General features: G+C 44.3%; 14 protein-coding genes. 7 read left to right on the plus strand and 7 right to left on the minus strand.

What is annotated here, in order from left to right:
• The first annotated feature begins 64 nt into the window (after positions 1 to 64).
• The 3 genes from FHS57_RS22010 (at position 65) to FHS57_RS22020 (ending at position 1,117) form a co-directional block, all read left to right on the plus strand.
• On the plus strand, positions 65 to 529 hold the full coding sequence (locus tag FHS57_RS22010; RefSeq protein ID WP_183977450.1) for a regulatory protein RecX: 465 nt from the start codon (positions 65 to 67) through the stop codon (positions 527 to 529).
• Between the two features lie 74 nt (positions 530 to 603).
• The gene (locus FHS57_RS22015; RefSeq protein ID WP_183977452.1) at positions 604 to 843 is read left to right on the plus strand and encodes a hypothetical protein; all 240 of its coding nucleotides are present in this window, start codon (positions 604 to 606) and stop codon (positions 841 to 843) included.
• The gene (locus tag FHS57_RS22020; protein ID WP_183977454.1) at positions 827 to 1,117 is read left to right on the plus strand and encodes a type II toxin-antitoxin system RelE/ParE family toxin; all 291 of its coding nucleotides are present in this window, start codon (positions 827 to 829) and stop codon (positions 1,115 to 1,117) included. The genes FHS57_RS22015 and FHS57_RS22020 overlap by 17 nt, the downstream gene beginning before the upstream one ends.
• An 18-nt stretch (positions 1,118 to 1,135) precedes the next feature.
• On the opposite strand, the gene argH is transcribed toward FHS57_RS22020, so the two are convergent.
• The 5 genes from argH to FHS57_RS22045 form a co-directional block, all read right to left on the minus strand.
• Entirely contained in the window at positions 1,136 to 2,470 is a 1,335-nt protein-coding gene (gene argH, locus FHS57_RS22025) for an argininosuccinate lyase (protein WP_183977456.1), read from the minus strand.
• A 130-nt stretch (positions 2,471 to 2,600) separates the two neighbouring features.
• Positions 2,601 to 3,005, minus strand: coding sequence for a GxxExxY protein (locus FHS57_RS22030; RefSeq protein WP_310587013.1), 405 nt, complete (start codon positions 3,003 to 3,005; stop codon positions 2,601 to 2,603).
• 52 nt (positions 3,006 to 3,057) lie between these two features.
• Entirely contained in the window at positions 3,058 to 3,642 is a 585-nt protein-coding gene (locus FHS57_RS22035; protein WP_183977457.1) for a hypothetical protein, read from the minus strand.
• A 79-nt stretch (positions 3,643 to 3,721) separates the two neighbouring features.
• On the minus strand, positions 3,722 to 6,088 hold the full coding sequence (locus FHS57_RS22040) for a M1 family metallopeptidase (RefSeq protein ID WP_183977458.1): 2,367 nt from the start codon (positions 6,086 to 6,088) through the stop codon (positions 3,722 to 3,724).
• A gap of 166 nt (positions 6,089 to 6,254) precedes the next feature.
• Entirely contained in the window at positions 6,255 to 7,352 is a 1,098-nt protein-coding gene (locus FHS57_RS22045) for a chorismate mutase (protein ID WP_183977459.1), read from the minus strand.
• A gap of 170 nt (positions 7,353 to 7,522) precedes the next feature.
• On the opposite strand from FHS57_RS22045, the gene FHS57_RS22050 reads away from it, so the two are divergent.
• Together FHS57_RS22050 and FHS57_RS22055 are read left to right on the plus strand one after the other, a co-directional pair.
• On the plus strand, positions 7,523 to 8,731 hold the full coding sequence (locus FHS57_RS22050; protein WP_183977460.1) for a proline dehydrogenase family protein: 1,209 nt from the start codon (positions 7,523 to 7,525) through the stop codon (positions 8,729 to 8,731).
• 56 nt (positions 8,732 to 8,787) lie between these two features.
• Positions 8,788 to 9,657, plus strand: coding sequence for a lipoprotein signal peptidase (locus tag FHS57_RS22055; RefSeq protein ID WP_183977461.1), 870 nt, complete (start codon positions 8,788 to 8,790; stop codon positions 9,655 to 9,657).
• Between the two features lie 48 nt (positions 9,658 to 9,705).
• Here FHS57_RS22055 and FHS57_RS22060 read toward each other — a convergent pair whose 3' ends face one another.
• Positions 9,706 to 10,581: an Rpn family recombination-promoting nuclease/putative transposase gene (locus tag FHS57_RS22060; RefSeq protein ID WP_183977462.1), complete on the minus strand. Its 876-nt coding sequence runs from the start codon at positions 10,579 to 10,581 to the stop codon at positions 9,706 to 9,708.
• A gap of 69 nt (positions 10,582 to 10,650) precedes the next feature.
• On the minus strand, positions 10,651 to 13,281 hold the full coding sequence (gene clpB / locus FHS57_RS22065; RefSeq protein WP_183977463.1) for an ATP-dependent chaperone ClpB: 2,631 nt from the start codon (positions 13,279 to 13,281) through the stop codon (positions 10,651 to 10,653).
• A 164-nt stretch (positions 13,282 to 13,445) separates the two neighbouring features.
• On the opposite strand from clpB, the gene FHS57_RS22070 reads away from it, so the two are divergent.
• On the plus strand, positions 13,446 to 14,597 hold the full coding sequence (locus FHS57_RS22070; RefSeq protein WP_183977464.1) for a ribonuclease D: 1,152 nt from the start codon (positions 13,446 to 13,448) through the stop codon (positions 14,595 to 14,597).
• A gap of 27 nt (positions 14,598 to 14,624) precedes the next feature.
• Complete coding sequence (locus FHS57_RS22075) at positions 14,625 to 15,410, plus strand: hypothetical protein (protein ID WP_183977467.1); 786 nt, start codon at positions 14,625 to 14,627, stop codon at positions 15,408 to 15,410.
• Position 15,411: the final 1 nt, after the last annotated feature.

Here is a 15,411-nt window from a genome sequence, read left to right on the forward strand (position 1 = left end):
ACGCTGCAATTTACGGACTATGTTCTAAAAGTTCTATTGTTATTTTTGCCAAAACAATTCATAAATGACTGAACGCCAAAAACAAGCCCTCGTCAAAGCCGCGGCCTTTTGTGCTTACCAAGAACGTGGTACCAAAGAAGTAAAACAACGGCTGCACGAACTCGAAATCACTGACGATGAGATGGAACCCATTCTTCACGAATTGATTGCCCAAAATTACCTCAACGAAGAACGGTTTGCGCGGGCATTTGCCAGGGGAAAATTTAGGGTAAAAAAATGGGGACGCTTGAAAATTCGTCAAGAAATGAAACTTCGTGGCTTGTCGAATGACTTGATTCAAAAGGGGCTTACCGAAATAGATGGCGACGAGTACGAAGCTGTTTTACAAGATTTACTTATCAAAAAGGCGCGTACCCTCAAAGGCGAGCCAACGGCGACCAAACAAAAATTGGTGCGTTTTGCCCTCAGTAGAGGTTTTGAAAGTGATATTGTGTGGGAATTATTGAAAATGATAAATACCGATTCTTGATTTTACAAAATTTACACAGTAAACTTGTAGAATAACTTTTATGTAAGTGCATAAAGATTAAGCCTTCACTTAAAATGAATACAACAGAGTTAAAATCTACCCTTCATACGCTCATCGAACGGATTAATGATGACGCCATCTTACAGGCGTATGTTGTTTTGTTATCACGCGAAGCTGAAGGAGTGCCTGATTTTTGGGATAATCTGGATACTCCTACTCAAGCGGCAATCCAAGAAGGGCTTCAAGACTTGAACGCTGGGCGTAAAACCGATTTCTTTGATTTTATGAAGTCGCAGTATGGAATTAACCGTTGAACTTTCAGAACGCGCCCGCCGAGACATAGAACAAATTGCTGGTTATTTAGCCAAAACCTGGTCAGAACGCAGCAAAATAGAATTTTTGTTGACGTTAACCGATCAGATGAAACTTATCAGCAAAATGCCCTACCTCTATAAAGTTTCTCAAAAACAAGCTAACATACGCGAATGTGTGATGAACAAGCACGTCGTATTTTACTATCGTGTGCTTGATACAAGCATCGAAATCATCACAATTCGCAATACCCGTCAAAAACCTGAAGAGTTTTGAAGTTACTTCGGCAGGTTTTTATTTCAACAACTTCTCCACGGCTCCGTGCACTTTTTCAAATCCAAATCGGTGCATTTCATTTTCCATCAATCCTACAATTTGATCATTACACAAATTTCCGATACTTCCTTCGTGGGTGTGTTTGAGGTCGCGGGAAGCGTGGTAGGTATTTTCATTGATTTCTTTGCCCACTTGACGGTACGCATCGCGGAAAGGCACTCCTTGTACCACTAATTCGTTGACCCGTTCTACACTAAACAACAAATCGTATTTGGCATCGACCAACAAATTGGGTTTTACTTGCAAGTGTTCCAACATAAAATGCGTGATGTCCAAACAATCCAAAATTTCTTCAAAAGCAGGCATCAGCAATTCTTTTAACAACTGCATATCGCGGTGATAACCCGATGGTAAGTTGCTCATGACCATCGTGAGTTCGGTTGGCAGCGCCTTCAAACGGTTCGTTTTTGCCCGTAATAACTCTGCTACGTCGGGGTTCTTTTTGTGCGGCATGATACTGCTTCCCGTTGTTAAATCGTCAGGCAGGGTGACAAAGGCAAAGTTTTGGCTATTGTACAGGCACACGTCCATCGCCAATCGCGACAACGTCGCCGACAACGCCGCAATGGCCGTCAGAGCCGTTTGTTCGGTTTTCCCGCGTGACATTTGGGCGTAAACCACGTTGTAATGCAAGGTTTCAAAACCTAATAATTCGGTGGTCATCGTGCGGTTCAGTGGAAATGAAGAACCATAACCAGCTCCCGAACCAAGCGGATTTTTATTGGCTAACTTATAAGCCGTTTGAATCATGCTCATGTCGTCCACCAATGCTTCGCCGTAAGCACCAAACCAAAGGCCAAACGACGATGGCATCGCGATTTGGAGGTGCGTATAACCTGGCAAAAGGTCGTTTTTGTGCTGATTTGAGCGTTTGATGAGCAAATCAAACAGTTTTTTAGAAGCTAGCGCTACTTCTTCTAACCGACTGCGCGTGAAGAGCTTCATGTCCACCAATACTTGGTCGTTGCGTGAACGGCCGCTGTGGATTTTTTTGCCGACATCGCCCAATTTACGCGTAAGCATTAGCTCTACTTGCGAGTGTACATCCTCTACCCCCTCCTCAATCTCAAATTTACCCTGTTGAATCTCTTGGTAAATAATTCGTAGTTCGTCATTCAACATTCGTAATTCATCATTCGTCAGAAGTCCTACGCTTTCGAGCATGGTAGCGTGTGCGATGTTTCCTTGCACATCGTAAGGAGCCAAATACAAGTCCATTTCACGGTCACGCCCGACGGTGAATTTCTCAATTTTTTCGGAGATGGAAGTCGTTTCTTTTTGCCAGAGTTTCATTTTTTTTACCACTAAGACACTAAGTTTCACTAAGGTAATGACTCAAACTACTCGTTTCCCGTCGGCTTAATGCTTTTTGTGATGTTTTCTGTGAGAGAATTATATTTAACCACTAAGGCACTAAGTTTCACTAAGGCAATGCCGCAAAATGCTCATTTACCATTGGCTTAATGCTTTTTGTGATGTTTTCTGTATGAAAATTTATAAGTAACCCCTTAGGTTTTTGCAACAATTTCATGTACGTCAATAACTGTGCTTCAAAAAGGGGAATGAGGTTTTCTACCGCTTTTAGTTCTACTACAACACAATCATTCACCAGTAAATCCAACCGTAAATCTGCCTCTAAGCGCACCTCTTTATAGACAACAGGCACGGTAAGTTGTCTAATTACCTTAAAACCTTTGAGTTGTAATTCATAAACTAGGCAAGTCTCATAAACAGACTCCAACAGCCCTGGCCCAATCTGTCTATGAACCTCAATTGCGCATCCCACAATTTCGTATGCTAATTGATTGACCTCTTTTTTAGTCATCATCACTTAGTGCTTCTTAGTGCCTTAGTGGTTTTATTTTTCAGAAGGGTCAAAATTACTTCTTTTTGGCAAAAATCTTTGCATCCGTTATTTGCTCGCGGTGTTCTTCCAGAAACATTTTAAACGAATACAATTCCTCCAACTGCCCTTCAAAATCGGCAGAAGCGGGATAGATTTCTTCATAAACGCCGACAAAATCGGTTATCAAATAGCGCATTTGACGAACTCCACGGCCGTAAAGAGCTGGTAAATAGAAGTTTTGGTGGTCTTGTAGAAACCGTTGGGTTTCGTAGTGTGATGTAGTTTTGATGTCAACGGCTTCTTTACGTCCCAATACATCCACAAAGCCATAAATAATCACATCGCCTACTTGGTATTGGCAGTAGGCTTGGGTTTTTACAATGGGAGAAGGGAGTTTTTGGCGAACGGTTGCAATAATTTGAGGGTCAAATTGCTCTTCGCCGATTTTTTTCAATACCGCATCTTCAAACGATACTCCCCTAAACTGGGCTTCGGTTTGTGGGATAGGCACTCGATTAATGCGGTCTAGCACTTCCTGCTCACTGATTTTCCCCTGCAAAAACCGTGAGTAGGTGTTGAGCAACGAAGGATAAAAACGGTAAGCTACTTTGGAAGTCATGTACGTTTATTATTGAACCACTAAGGCACTAAGGGGCACTAAGAAAAGAATACCCTTAGTACCTTAGTGGTAAAAAACACTAATTCTTAGCCCCGCCCTGTTGCCCTGCTTTTGGCTGTTGGCTTTGCTGGGCTTCGCGCATTGGGTTGCTGCCACGTTGGAAACCTCCGCCTTTGAACAATTGGAAGCGCGTTGGTTTCGTCGGCTGACGTGGGAAGCTGTTGCTCTCTTCGTCGATGTCGGCAATCTCACGGAATGGATCCAGTGTCCACTGCACCACTTTTTTCTTGGTTGTGATAACTTTTGACACTTGTTGGTCGTTCAAACGCCAGATTTCTGCGGGGAAGCGCGCCACTGAATCAGTACCATCTTCAAATTGCATCTTTACAATCACGGGCATTGGCAAACCTCCTTTATTTTTCACTTTCAAGGTGTAGAAATTCAACCCCGATTCGACCAATTTACGCTCATCGGGGGTCAAACTTGCCAAATACGTTTCGTATTTTTTCTTGTCGGCATCGGTTACTTTGTAGGGATCATACGAGTTGTAGAAATCCTTCATGTCAGGATTTTTCTCTACCACCGACTCTTTGATGAAGTCTTTATCGCGCTGACGAGCAACTGTTTCTCGCTTACTGCTAGCTGCTGCCCGCTGTTCGGCCTTCGTAATTTCAGGATTTTGGGTATCAAGGGCAAACCATTCAACTTCTACCAAATCTTGGTCAACGGGCTCTACGCCGTAGAACCAACCTTTCCAGAACCAATCCAAATCCACGCCCGAAGCATCCTCCAAGGTACGGAACAAGTCGGCAGGTGTAGGCGACTTAAACGCCCAACGACGGCTATATTCTTTGAAGGCATAATCAAACAACTCGCGCCCCATGACCGTTTCGCGCAAAATATTGAGGGCTGTAGCTGGCTTTGCGTACGCACTTGCCCCTGCATTGATGAGGTTGTCAGACATGGTCATGATAGGTACCAAATTTTTGGGATCTTGCTTCATGTAATCCACAATCATTTGAGGCTCGCCACGGCGCGTTGGGTAGTCTTTGTCCCACTCTTTTTCGGTCAAATATTGCACAAAGGTATTCAAACCTTCATCCATCCACATCCATTGACGTTCGTCGTTGTTGACAATCATCGGGAAGAAATTGTGACCTACTTCGTGGATAATCACCCCAATCATGCCGTATTTGGTCGCTTCCGAATACGTACCATCTGCTTCAGGGCGACCGCCATTGAAAGAAAGCATAGGGTATTCCATCCCTCCGATGGGGCCATGACAAGAAATCGCTACGGGGTACGGGTAATCTACCGAGAACTTTGAATACGTTTTAACAGTATGAGCCACGACTTCGGTCGAATATTTACCCCAAAGCGGATTTCCTTCTTTTGGATAAAACGACATGCACAACACTTTTTTGCCCGCTACTTCCTGCATTTTACCATCCCAAATGTACTTTCTGGACGTCGCAAAGGCTACGTCACGCACGTTATCGGCTTTGAAAATCCAGGTTTTTTTACCCGAAGGTTTTCCTTTTTCGGCTTTCTCGCGCTCTTCTTGCGACGCAATCACCACTACTTTGTCGGAAGTCTTCGCTTTTTCGTAGTTTTTCAGTTGCGTTGGCGTCAATACTTGTGGGGCGTTTTGCAACTCGCCCGTTGCTCCCAAAACGTGGTCGTCGGGTACAGTAATGGCCAATTTGAAATTTCCGAACGACAATGCAAACTCTCCCTGACTGTAATATTGCTTGTGTTGCCAGCCCGTTACATCGTCATACACACAAAGGCGAGGATAAAACTGCGCAATTTCATAGACGTTATTACCATCTTTGAAAACCTCAAAACCTGTTCGTCGTCCACCTTTGGCAACCTCAACGATGCGGTAATTCCAATCAATGGAAAATGAATAGCTTTGTTTAGGCAAAAGCGGCTGCGGCAAATCAATCCGCATCATCGTTTGATTGATGGTATAGCGAAGCGGTTTCCCCGTTTTTGCATCTTTCACCGACTGAATATTATACCCATAATCCGCATTTGAGTAATTCATATCGGTAATAGTCGAAAGACTCGTCATTGTTGTTTGATTTCCTAAGTCTCCAGTTCTAGTTATTGGCCCAGGAGAATTTTTGGCAAACAAATTTTGGTCGAGCTGAATCCACACGTAAGGAAGCGCATCGGGCGACTGATTAAAATACGTAATGGTTTCGGTACCAATGATTTTGTTATTGGCCTCGTCCAATTCCACCTTAATGTCATAATCGGCGCGTTGTTGCCAATAATCTTTTCCAGGCGCTCCCGAAGCAGTTCGGTAGGTATTGGGCGTAGGCAGCGCCGTGCCCAATTGTTCAAAACGGTCGTTGGCGTGGTAGTTGGGCATGGTGGGTGCTTGTGCCCACGTCAGTCCCGCATAAAATAGTGAGATGATGAAGGAAATTTTTCTCATGAGAAAGTAAAATTGGTTTTCATTCAAAAATACAAAAAAGGGGCTAATTTGACGAAGATAATGCTACTTAACACACAGATTTGCCGATGAATCATTTTATTTTGGCATAAAAAAGCCCCTTCCTGTTTGGGAAGAGGCTTCTAAATATACGATTTACCTAGCTGTATTAAGCAGCTGGTTCGTTGTTCATTACTTCAGTTTGCTTACGGATAGAAGCCATGTGAATCAACTCAAACAACTCTTCTACGAAATCTGGGTACAAGTTAAGTTGTTTACCCAAATCAGCGCGGTTTTTGCGAAGCTGTCTCCAACGATCCATTTGAAGAACGGCTACGTTGTTATCACGCTTGTATTCGCCAAGTTGCTCTACCAATGACATACGCGTGCCCAACGCTTCGAGCAATTCGCGGTCAAGGTTATCCAATTTGCTACGCAACGTATCCAATTGGTTTTGATAATCTGTGCCGTACTCCGCTTTACGAACGTGCAATTCGTGCAACATTTCGCCCAACGCATGTGGCGTCAATTGCTGAGAAGCATCCGACCACGCTTTGTCTGGATCACGGTGAGACTCGATAATCAAACCATCGTAGTTCAAGTCTAAGGCACGTTGTGCCAACTCAAACAAATACGCACGCTTACCTGCCATGTGGCTTGGGTCACCAATCATCGGAAGCTCAGGGAACATAGTTTTGAGTTCGATGGCGATGTTCCACATAGGCGAGTTACGGTATTTCGTTTCTTGCGCATTTGAGAAACCACGGTGAATAGCACCCAATTTTTTGATACCAGCACGGTTGATACGCTCAAACGCACCAATCCACAACGCTAGGTCAGGGTTTACTGGGTTTTTGATAAGCACAGGTACATCCACTCCTTGAAGCGCATCGGCCAAGTCTTGAACGTTGAATGGGTTAACGGTGGTACGAGCACCTACCCACAAAATATCGACGCCGTATTTAAGTGCAAGCTCAATGTGCTGAGGCGTTGCTACTTCAACGGCAATAGGCAATCCAGTTTCTTGTTTAGCATCTACCAACCAAGGCAACGCGGCTTCGCCCATTCCTTCAAAGCTGCCCGGACGAGTACGAGGTTTCCAAACCCCCGCTCTGATTACGTTGGCATATCCTTCTGCTTTGATTTGACGAACGGTATCACGTACTTGGTCTTCTGTTTCGGCACTACATGGTCCTGCGATAACGAGCGGCTTTCCTCCCGTATCAACCCACGAGCTCATTGGTAAAATGTCTAAGGTGGCACCCATAACTGAGAAAAAAATTAATTAGTACAACAATCTATAGTAACAATTTGAAAGCGATTAAATCTTCGTAATTTTGCAACCGTTTTGACAGTCCGCCGCGTCATGGGGATAATCCCCTGAAAATCCGACGATTCGGAACGTACAATTTCATTTATCAACAAAACACTACAACTATGCCTTTAAGTGTTGTATCACCCAAAACGGGTGTTTCATTTGATGACACTTCGGTCGCATTTTCGTCCAAGTCCAACGGCCAACTCAAGAAAACCTATTGGTTATTCTCGATGATGAATCAGGTTTGGCTTGTAAAATTAGGAACTTTTTTTATAAAACTCTCTCTTTTGTTGAGATTGCCCGTGAAGGGTCTCATAAAAACTACTTTATTCAACCAATTTTGTGGTGGAGAAGATATTAAAGAATGCGAAAAAACAATACAATATTTGGCAAAATCGAACGTAGGCACAATTTTAGACTACTCTATCGAGGGAGAAGACGATGAAAAGAGTTTTGACAAAACTGCTAACGAAATTTCGCTAACTATCGAAAAAGCGTCAAATAACAAAGCCATTCCGTTCTCGGTTTTCAAGGTAACTGGCGTTGGTTCAACCCCACTTATGGAAAAAATTCAGGCGGGCGAAGAGCTTCATTCCTCAGAACAACAGGCTTTTGAACGCATTAAGCAACGCGTTGATGTCTTGTGCAAGAAAGCAGCCGACTTGAACGTTAAGATTTTTGTGGATGCGGAAGAAAGTTGGATTCAAAATGTCATTGACCAACTAGCTTACGATGGCATGAAAAAATACAACACCCAGACCCCCATCGTTTACAATACGTTTCAGATGTACCGCCACGATATGCTTGAAAACCTCAAAAAAGCCACGCGTGAAGCCAAAGCAGCGGGCTATTTGTTGGGGGTAAAACTCGTAAGAGGTGCGTACTTTGAGAAAGAACGTCTGCGTGCATACGAAAATGAGTACCAAGATCCTATCCACGCCACCAAAGAAGACACCGACCGCGACTACAACAAAGCGCTCGAATTTTGTCTTGAAAACCGTGACGTTATTTCAATTTGTTTGGGAACGCACAACGAACATAGCTGCCAACTTTGCATCGAATCAATGGAAAAACTCCATATTCCGCACAATGACCCACACGTTTGGTTTGCGCAACTCCTAGGCATGAGCGACAATATTTCTTACAATTTGGCCAATGCAGGGTATAATGTCGCCAAATACGTACCTTATGGCCCTGTAGAAACCGTCATGCCTTACTTGTTCCGCCGTGCCGAAGAAAATAAATCAATAGCTGGCCAAAGTAGTCGTGAGTATTTATTAGTAAAGCGCGAAGTAGAAAGACGTCATCAACAACGAATTTCTCAGTAAATTGCAAGCGCAACCCATTTGCCCAACACAGGTTACACTAGATAATTGATAGCTGAATGACGAGTCATACCGCCAGAAACCCACTAAAGTTTTTTTTGTTTGCCCTTCTACTGATTGCGGTAGATCAAGCGTCTAAGTTGCTCGTCCATCATTACATGGCACCTGGTTTTGCAGGTCAAGTCCGTCTCATTGGCGATTGGTTTAAGCTTTATTACGTCACCAATCCAGGCATGGCTTTTGGAATGCAAATCGACCACGAATACGGCAAGTTATTTTTAACCACTTTCCGTTTGGGGGCAATGGTGTTTATTGCTTGGTACATTGTTCGGCTCTCAGTACGCGGTGCTGCGAGTGGTTTATTGTGGGCTATGGCCATGATTTTAGCAGGAGCCATCGGCAACCTGATTGATAGTATTTTTTACGGCGTGCTTATCGGCAATGCGCCTTACGGTTCTCCTACTCCTTGGTTTCACGGACAAGTAATTGACATGGTTTTTGTCGATTTCTGGGAAGGTTTTGTACCAGAGTGGGTACCTGTGTGGGGTGGTCAATATTATACAACGCCTATTTTTAACTTCGCCGATGCTTGTATTTTCGTTGGCGTGTGTATCATCCTTATTTTCCAAGGCACCTTCTTTCCACGTTTGGACGAACCGCAAGATGAAGTAGAAAGCGACGAAACCACGGAAGCTATCGCAATGGAAAATCCCACGAACGAAGCAGTCGTAGCGACTACCGATGCCATTGCCACTGAACAACTTACAGAGGTCAGCGAAGGCTCAGAGCCTGAAAGTAGCAATTTAACCGAAAACGAAAATCCCACTCAAGAGACTCCTTCTGAGCCAGCTGAAGAAGTTCAGCCTACTTCAGAAACTCCACTCGCGGAAGGACACGTTTCTAATCCAGATAAACATACTAATTCATAAAAAAGGGGCTTGAAAGCCCCCTTTTTTATGCGTTCTCTAGCAAAATATCTACTTTACATTTACCAAATCTTGTTGGACAGCAAATACAAATTCAATTGTTGTGTCATTGTAATCCGCAATTTCTTCGTTGCTCAGTTTTCCTGCCTTCAAGGCTTTTATAACTGCATTTTTCTTCTCTTCTAAACGCGCTTCTTTAATTTTCTTATTTTCGTTTTTTACTGCTAAAGCATTAGCTGACAGTACCATTTCGTAAGCCAGTTTTTGCTCCGCCGTCATATTACGCAAGTCAACTTCTGCAATAGCTTTTTTAAGCCATTCTTCACTCCAAAATTCAGGGAATTGAGAAGTTTCGGTCACTGTGTGTAAATTTTTCATTGTATAAACCAGTTTATCTAAATCGGTTTGTACTTGATTTTTTTCTTTGGAAAACTTATCCAACTCTACCGTGACAAACACCATTTGATCGTCAATAGTTTCGTTTTTTGCATTTCTCAAAAAGGAAACATTATGATAATCAGATATTTGTGTAAATATCACCCTTGCTAGAATACCAATACAATATATTTTTGACAAATTTTCAAAACGATATTCCCCTTTTTTGACAAGCGTATTAAAACGATGCAAAGCATAGAATTTCATACGCTGAATAAATTCAGGATACTCGCTCAATTGCATTTCGACAATAAAATGATTGTCATTCTCGTCTATGCAAGCTACATCATAAATTCCACTTCGGCTGTCAATCGTTATAGCAGTGAGTTCGTTTTTAATAAAGGAGACCTCTCTAATGGGGACAGAGGAATTTATGAGTGCCTGAAGCGCTTTCTTTAAAAAAGTAGTATCCACTTCATTTCCAAAGGTCACTTTAAAACCATAATCCGAGAGAATTGAAATAAATCTTCCGTTGTCATTCGCTATTTCCATACAGCAAAGTTATACAAAAACCCCTACTGAATGATTCAGTAGGGGTCCCTTATTTACACCTTGTCATTATCAAACCTCTATTTTTGCCTCCGAAATATTCTCAAAAGCTACTTCGCCTTCTTCATTGAGTTCCATCATGATGACGGCGTCTTTTTGAATTTTTCCCGAGAGAATCTGTTTCGATAACTCATTCAAAATTCGGCGCTGTAAGACTCTTTTGAGTGGCCTTGCCCCAAACGCAGGGTCATATCCTTCTTCTGAGAGTTTCACCAAAGCTTCGTCAGTAGCATCCAAGGTCACTCCTTGTTCGGCCAACAAGTCTTTGATGTGGTTGAACTGAATCCGAACAATTTGTTTCAAATTATCCCGTCCAAGGGGGTCAAAGAGCACAATTTCGTCAATACGGTTCAGAAACTCTGGCCTAACTGACTGTTTCAACAAGCCTAAAACATCGTTTTTAGCTTCTTCTTTGAAGTACAGCTTCCAGCCTTTTTCAATCTTATTGCCCGCTTCTTTGAACTTCTCCATGATGATATCGCTACCAATGTTCGACGTCATGATGATGATGGTATTTTTGAAGTTCGCCAAGCGACCTTTGTTGTCCGTCAACCGCCCATCGTCCAAAACCTGCAACATTACGTTCCAAACGTCGGGGTGTGCTTTTTCGATTTCGTCCAACAAAATCACACTGTATGGTTTACGACGCACGGCTTCGGTCAACTGCCCACCTTCATCGTAGCCAACGTAGCCTGGAGGCGCTCCTACCAAACGGCTTACAGCGTGGCGCTCTTGGTATTCACTCATGTCGATGCGCACCATGGCATTGTCGTCATTGAACAGGTAATTTGCCAGCGTCTTGGCTAACTCTGTTTTACCAACCCCCGTCGGCCCTAGGAATAGAAAACTACCAATCGGGCGTTTGGGGTCTTGCAAACCTGCTCTCGAACGACGCACCGCATCAGCTACCGCTTCAATGGCCTCCTCTTGACCCGCTACGCGTTTTTGGAGTTCGGATTCCAAGTTGAGTAATTTTTCACGCTCGCTTTGCAGCATTTTACTTACTGGAATACCCGTCCATTTGGCAACTACTTCCGCAATATTTTCGGCCGTTACTTCCTCTTGAATCAACTGCTCACCGCTAATTGATTGTTGGCCGCTTTCTCCCAAACGTTTTTCAATTTCAGGGATTTTACCGTAACGAAGTTCCGCTACTTTTCCATAATCCCCCGCCCGTTCGGCTTGTTCTGCTTCGAGGCGTAGTTGTTCCAATTGCTCTTTTAACGCGCGGAGTTCGCTGATTTTCCCTTTTTCCAACTCCCATTGGGCTTTAAAAGCGCTTCGTTCTTCGTTCAAATCCGCCAACTCTTTGTTAAGTCTGGCTTCTTTTTCTTTGTCATTCTCCCGTCGAATCGCCTCTCTCTCAATCTCTAACTGCATAATGCGGCGGTTCAAATCGTCGAGCTCTTCGGGAACCGAATCCATTTCTAAGCGCAATTTTGCGGCCGCCTCATCCATTAGGTCAATGGCTTTATCGGGCAAAAAACGATCAGAAATATAACGGCTCGACAGCTCAACGGCCGCAATGACCGCATCGTCCTGAATCCGTACTCCGTGGTGGAGTTCGTACTTGTCTTTGATACCCCGCAAGATACTAATCGCATCAGCCTCGTTGGGTTCATCGACGGTCACTACCTGAAAACGGCGCTCCAGCGCTTTGTCTTTCTCAATGTACTTTTGGTACTCTTTGATGGTAGTGGCACCGATGGTATGGAGTTCGCCCCGCGCGAGGGCAGGCTTGAGTAAGTTGGCAGCGTCCATCGCGCCCTCACCGCCCGCCCCCGCCCCGATGAGCGTGTGGATTTCGTCAATAAATAAGATAATTTGGCCTTCCGAATCGGTCACCTCTTTGATGACCGCCTTCAAACGCTCTTCAAATTCGCCTTTGTATTTGGCCCCCGCAATGAGCAAGCCCATATCGAGCGATACAATTTCTTTTTCTTTCAACTGCTCGGGTACGTCGCCTTGTACAATCCGTTGCGCTAGGCCCTCTACGATGGCCGTTTTTCCTACTCCTGGTTCCCCCAAAAGCATGGGGTTGTTTTTGGTACGACGCGCCAAGATTTGAAGCACCCGACGGATTTCGTCGTCGCGCCCAATAACGGGGTCAATCTTGCCCGAGCGTGCCAATTGATTTAAGTTTTTGCTGTATCGTTCCAACGAACGGTACTTAGCTTCGGCATTTTGGTCTTTCACTGGATTATTCTTCCCTCTTAATTCTTTGATAGCTGCTACTAATTCTTTTTCTTTTAATCCCACCTCTTTCATGAGCTGAGCGGTGCTGTCTTTGCCCGCCGATAAGCCCACTAGGAGGAGTTCTACGCTAACATATTCGTCATTAAATTCTTTCAGATAGCTTTGTGCCTTTTGAAACGTGGCGTTGAGGTCGTTGCTAAGGTATTCGGTATTGGCCGAGCCTGCTACGCGCGGATAACCGTTGATGATGGTTTCAAGTCTTGTATTAACATTTGGGAGTGCGACATTCAGCTTTTTGGCTAAAAACTGCGACGTGTTGGGATCTTCTTCCAAAATCGCTTTTAGAATGTGTCCCGTTTCAACAACTTGCTGCTGCTTGCCCTGAGCAATTTGCACAGCGTGCTGAACAACTTCTTGGGCTTTGATGGTATATTGATTAAAGTTCATGGCTTCGGTGCTTATGCACGGGTTCTGCTGTTGGTTAATTGGTTTGTTGACACTGATTTTAAAATTCTCATGCCGATGCCTAAAAGCGGAAATTTTGGCATCATTTTGCCCGTTAAATCAAAAATTATAGACAAAATGGCGGATTTATTCGTAATTTTGGCACTATGTCGAGTCCCATTTTTATTCATACACAAGCGGAGTTTGAGCGTGTCGTTGAACGATTGAACCACTTCCCAGCCATAGCGATTGATACTGAATTTGATAACAATCATTATGCCTATGGCTTTACCCTTTGTTTGTTTCAAGTAGCTACCTCCGATGCGTGTTATTTGATTGACCCCTTTGAGGTAAAAGACTTGTCGGCGCTATGGCGCGTGATTGAAAACCCAGCGGTCGAAAAAGTAATCCACGACAGTGGCGAGGATTTTCGTCTGCTTTATCTTCACGGATGCTCCCCCCGCAATATCTTCGATACCAGTGTGGCCACGAAGCTGCTTTGTTTTGAAAAAATTGGTTTAGCAAGTGTGTTGGGTGAAGTACTGGGTATTGAGTCGAGTAAGAAGAAGCAGCAGAGCAATTGGCTGAAACGCCCGCTCTCCGATATGCAGCTTGACTACGCGGCCAATGATGTCATTTATCTCCTTGAACTTCGTGACAAATTAACGGAACGCCTTCAGCAGCAAGGACGCTGGGAATGGTTTCAACAAAGTATGGCGTTTTTGGAAAACAAAAGCTACGTTCCCAAAACACGCAATACGTTTTTGAGCCCCAAAGAACAGCGCGATTTCAGCCCGTTTGACCAACATATTTTAAGTGAATTGTATCGTTTTCGTGATGAACAAGCGCGTCGTTTTGGCAAGCCAACTTACCAAATACTGACCGATGCCCAAGTACACGAAATTCTCATTGACCCAACAACGCTCAACAACTGGCTACAGTTAAAAGGCGTAAATCCACGTATGCAAACTCCTTGGGCAGTGGATCAACTCAAACAAGTCATTCACCAAGCAAAAGCCGAGGGAACGAAGCGCCAACTTTTGCACGAACGGGTGAAGCCATCTCCGCAAGAATTTGCCGAAATGCAGCAACGCGCTGCCCGAAGCAACGCCCTGCGTGAAGGAACCTTTCTACCAATGAAGCGTTGGATTGAAGAAAAATACGGATCGCTTTTTGTCCCGTACATTCTCAGCAATGAGGTCATTAGTACCCTTATTGGGGGAGAATTAAAACTGACCGACATTGGCCCGTCGTTTCAGCAAGCCATCATCCGCGAGGCTGCTTCGGCACTTGCTATTGATATTTCGGCTTTTGGCTAACAGCCTGTCTCCCTAACCACGTCTAATATGCTCAAGCGATACTTATTCTGGATTATTGGGGGACTGGCCGCTGGCCTTATCAGTTATTTTGTCTTGTTTCCGCAGGTTTGGTATTGCCAATGGGTCGGTTTTTCTGATTTTAAAGCGCTCAATACTCACTTTTACGTCAGCCCCAAATCCTCTCCCAAACACCACCAATACGCCCAAAAAGTAGTGGCTGAGGCAGAAAAACGAATCCAAAGCTTTTGGGGTAGCCGACAAGGAAAGCCGACAATCATTGTTTGCTACGATCCGCACGAATATGCAAAATATTGCCACAGCGACGAAGGAGCGGGCTGTAGCATCGGAACACCGTGGGGCGCTTCTTACGTGGTGCTCAATTTGGACGGTATCAATACCGACGTCATCGCCCACGAAATGTGTCACGATGAACTTTTCACGCGGCTCGGTTGGTGGAAAACCACCCAACAAATTCCGCAGTGGTTCAACGAAGGGCTTGCTTTGATGGTTGATTATCGTTTTGTAGAAAACAAACCTCCCGCCCAGCGCTACATAGATTACAAAGATGAATGTGATTACATTTCGAGCGGTGGACAAGTAACCCTCGCGCTTACCGAGATTAGCTCAATGCGCGGATTTTTTACGGGTCCCGAAGGCCGTGTTATGTTGGCTTACATGACTTCGGGAATGGAAGTATCTCGTTGGCTAGCTGCCGCAGGACAACCTGCCATCCCCGTTCTGGTCAAGCATCTTCGTGAAGGACGCGACTTTCAAGACGTTTACCAGCAGTTAGAAGCTAAAAAACAACCGTAGC

The sequence above is a fragment of the Runella defluvii genome (assembly GCF_014195535.1).
Lineage (GTDB): Bacteria > Bacteroidota > Bacteroidia > Cytophagales > Spirosomataceae > Runella > Runella defluvii.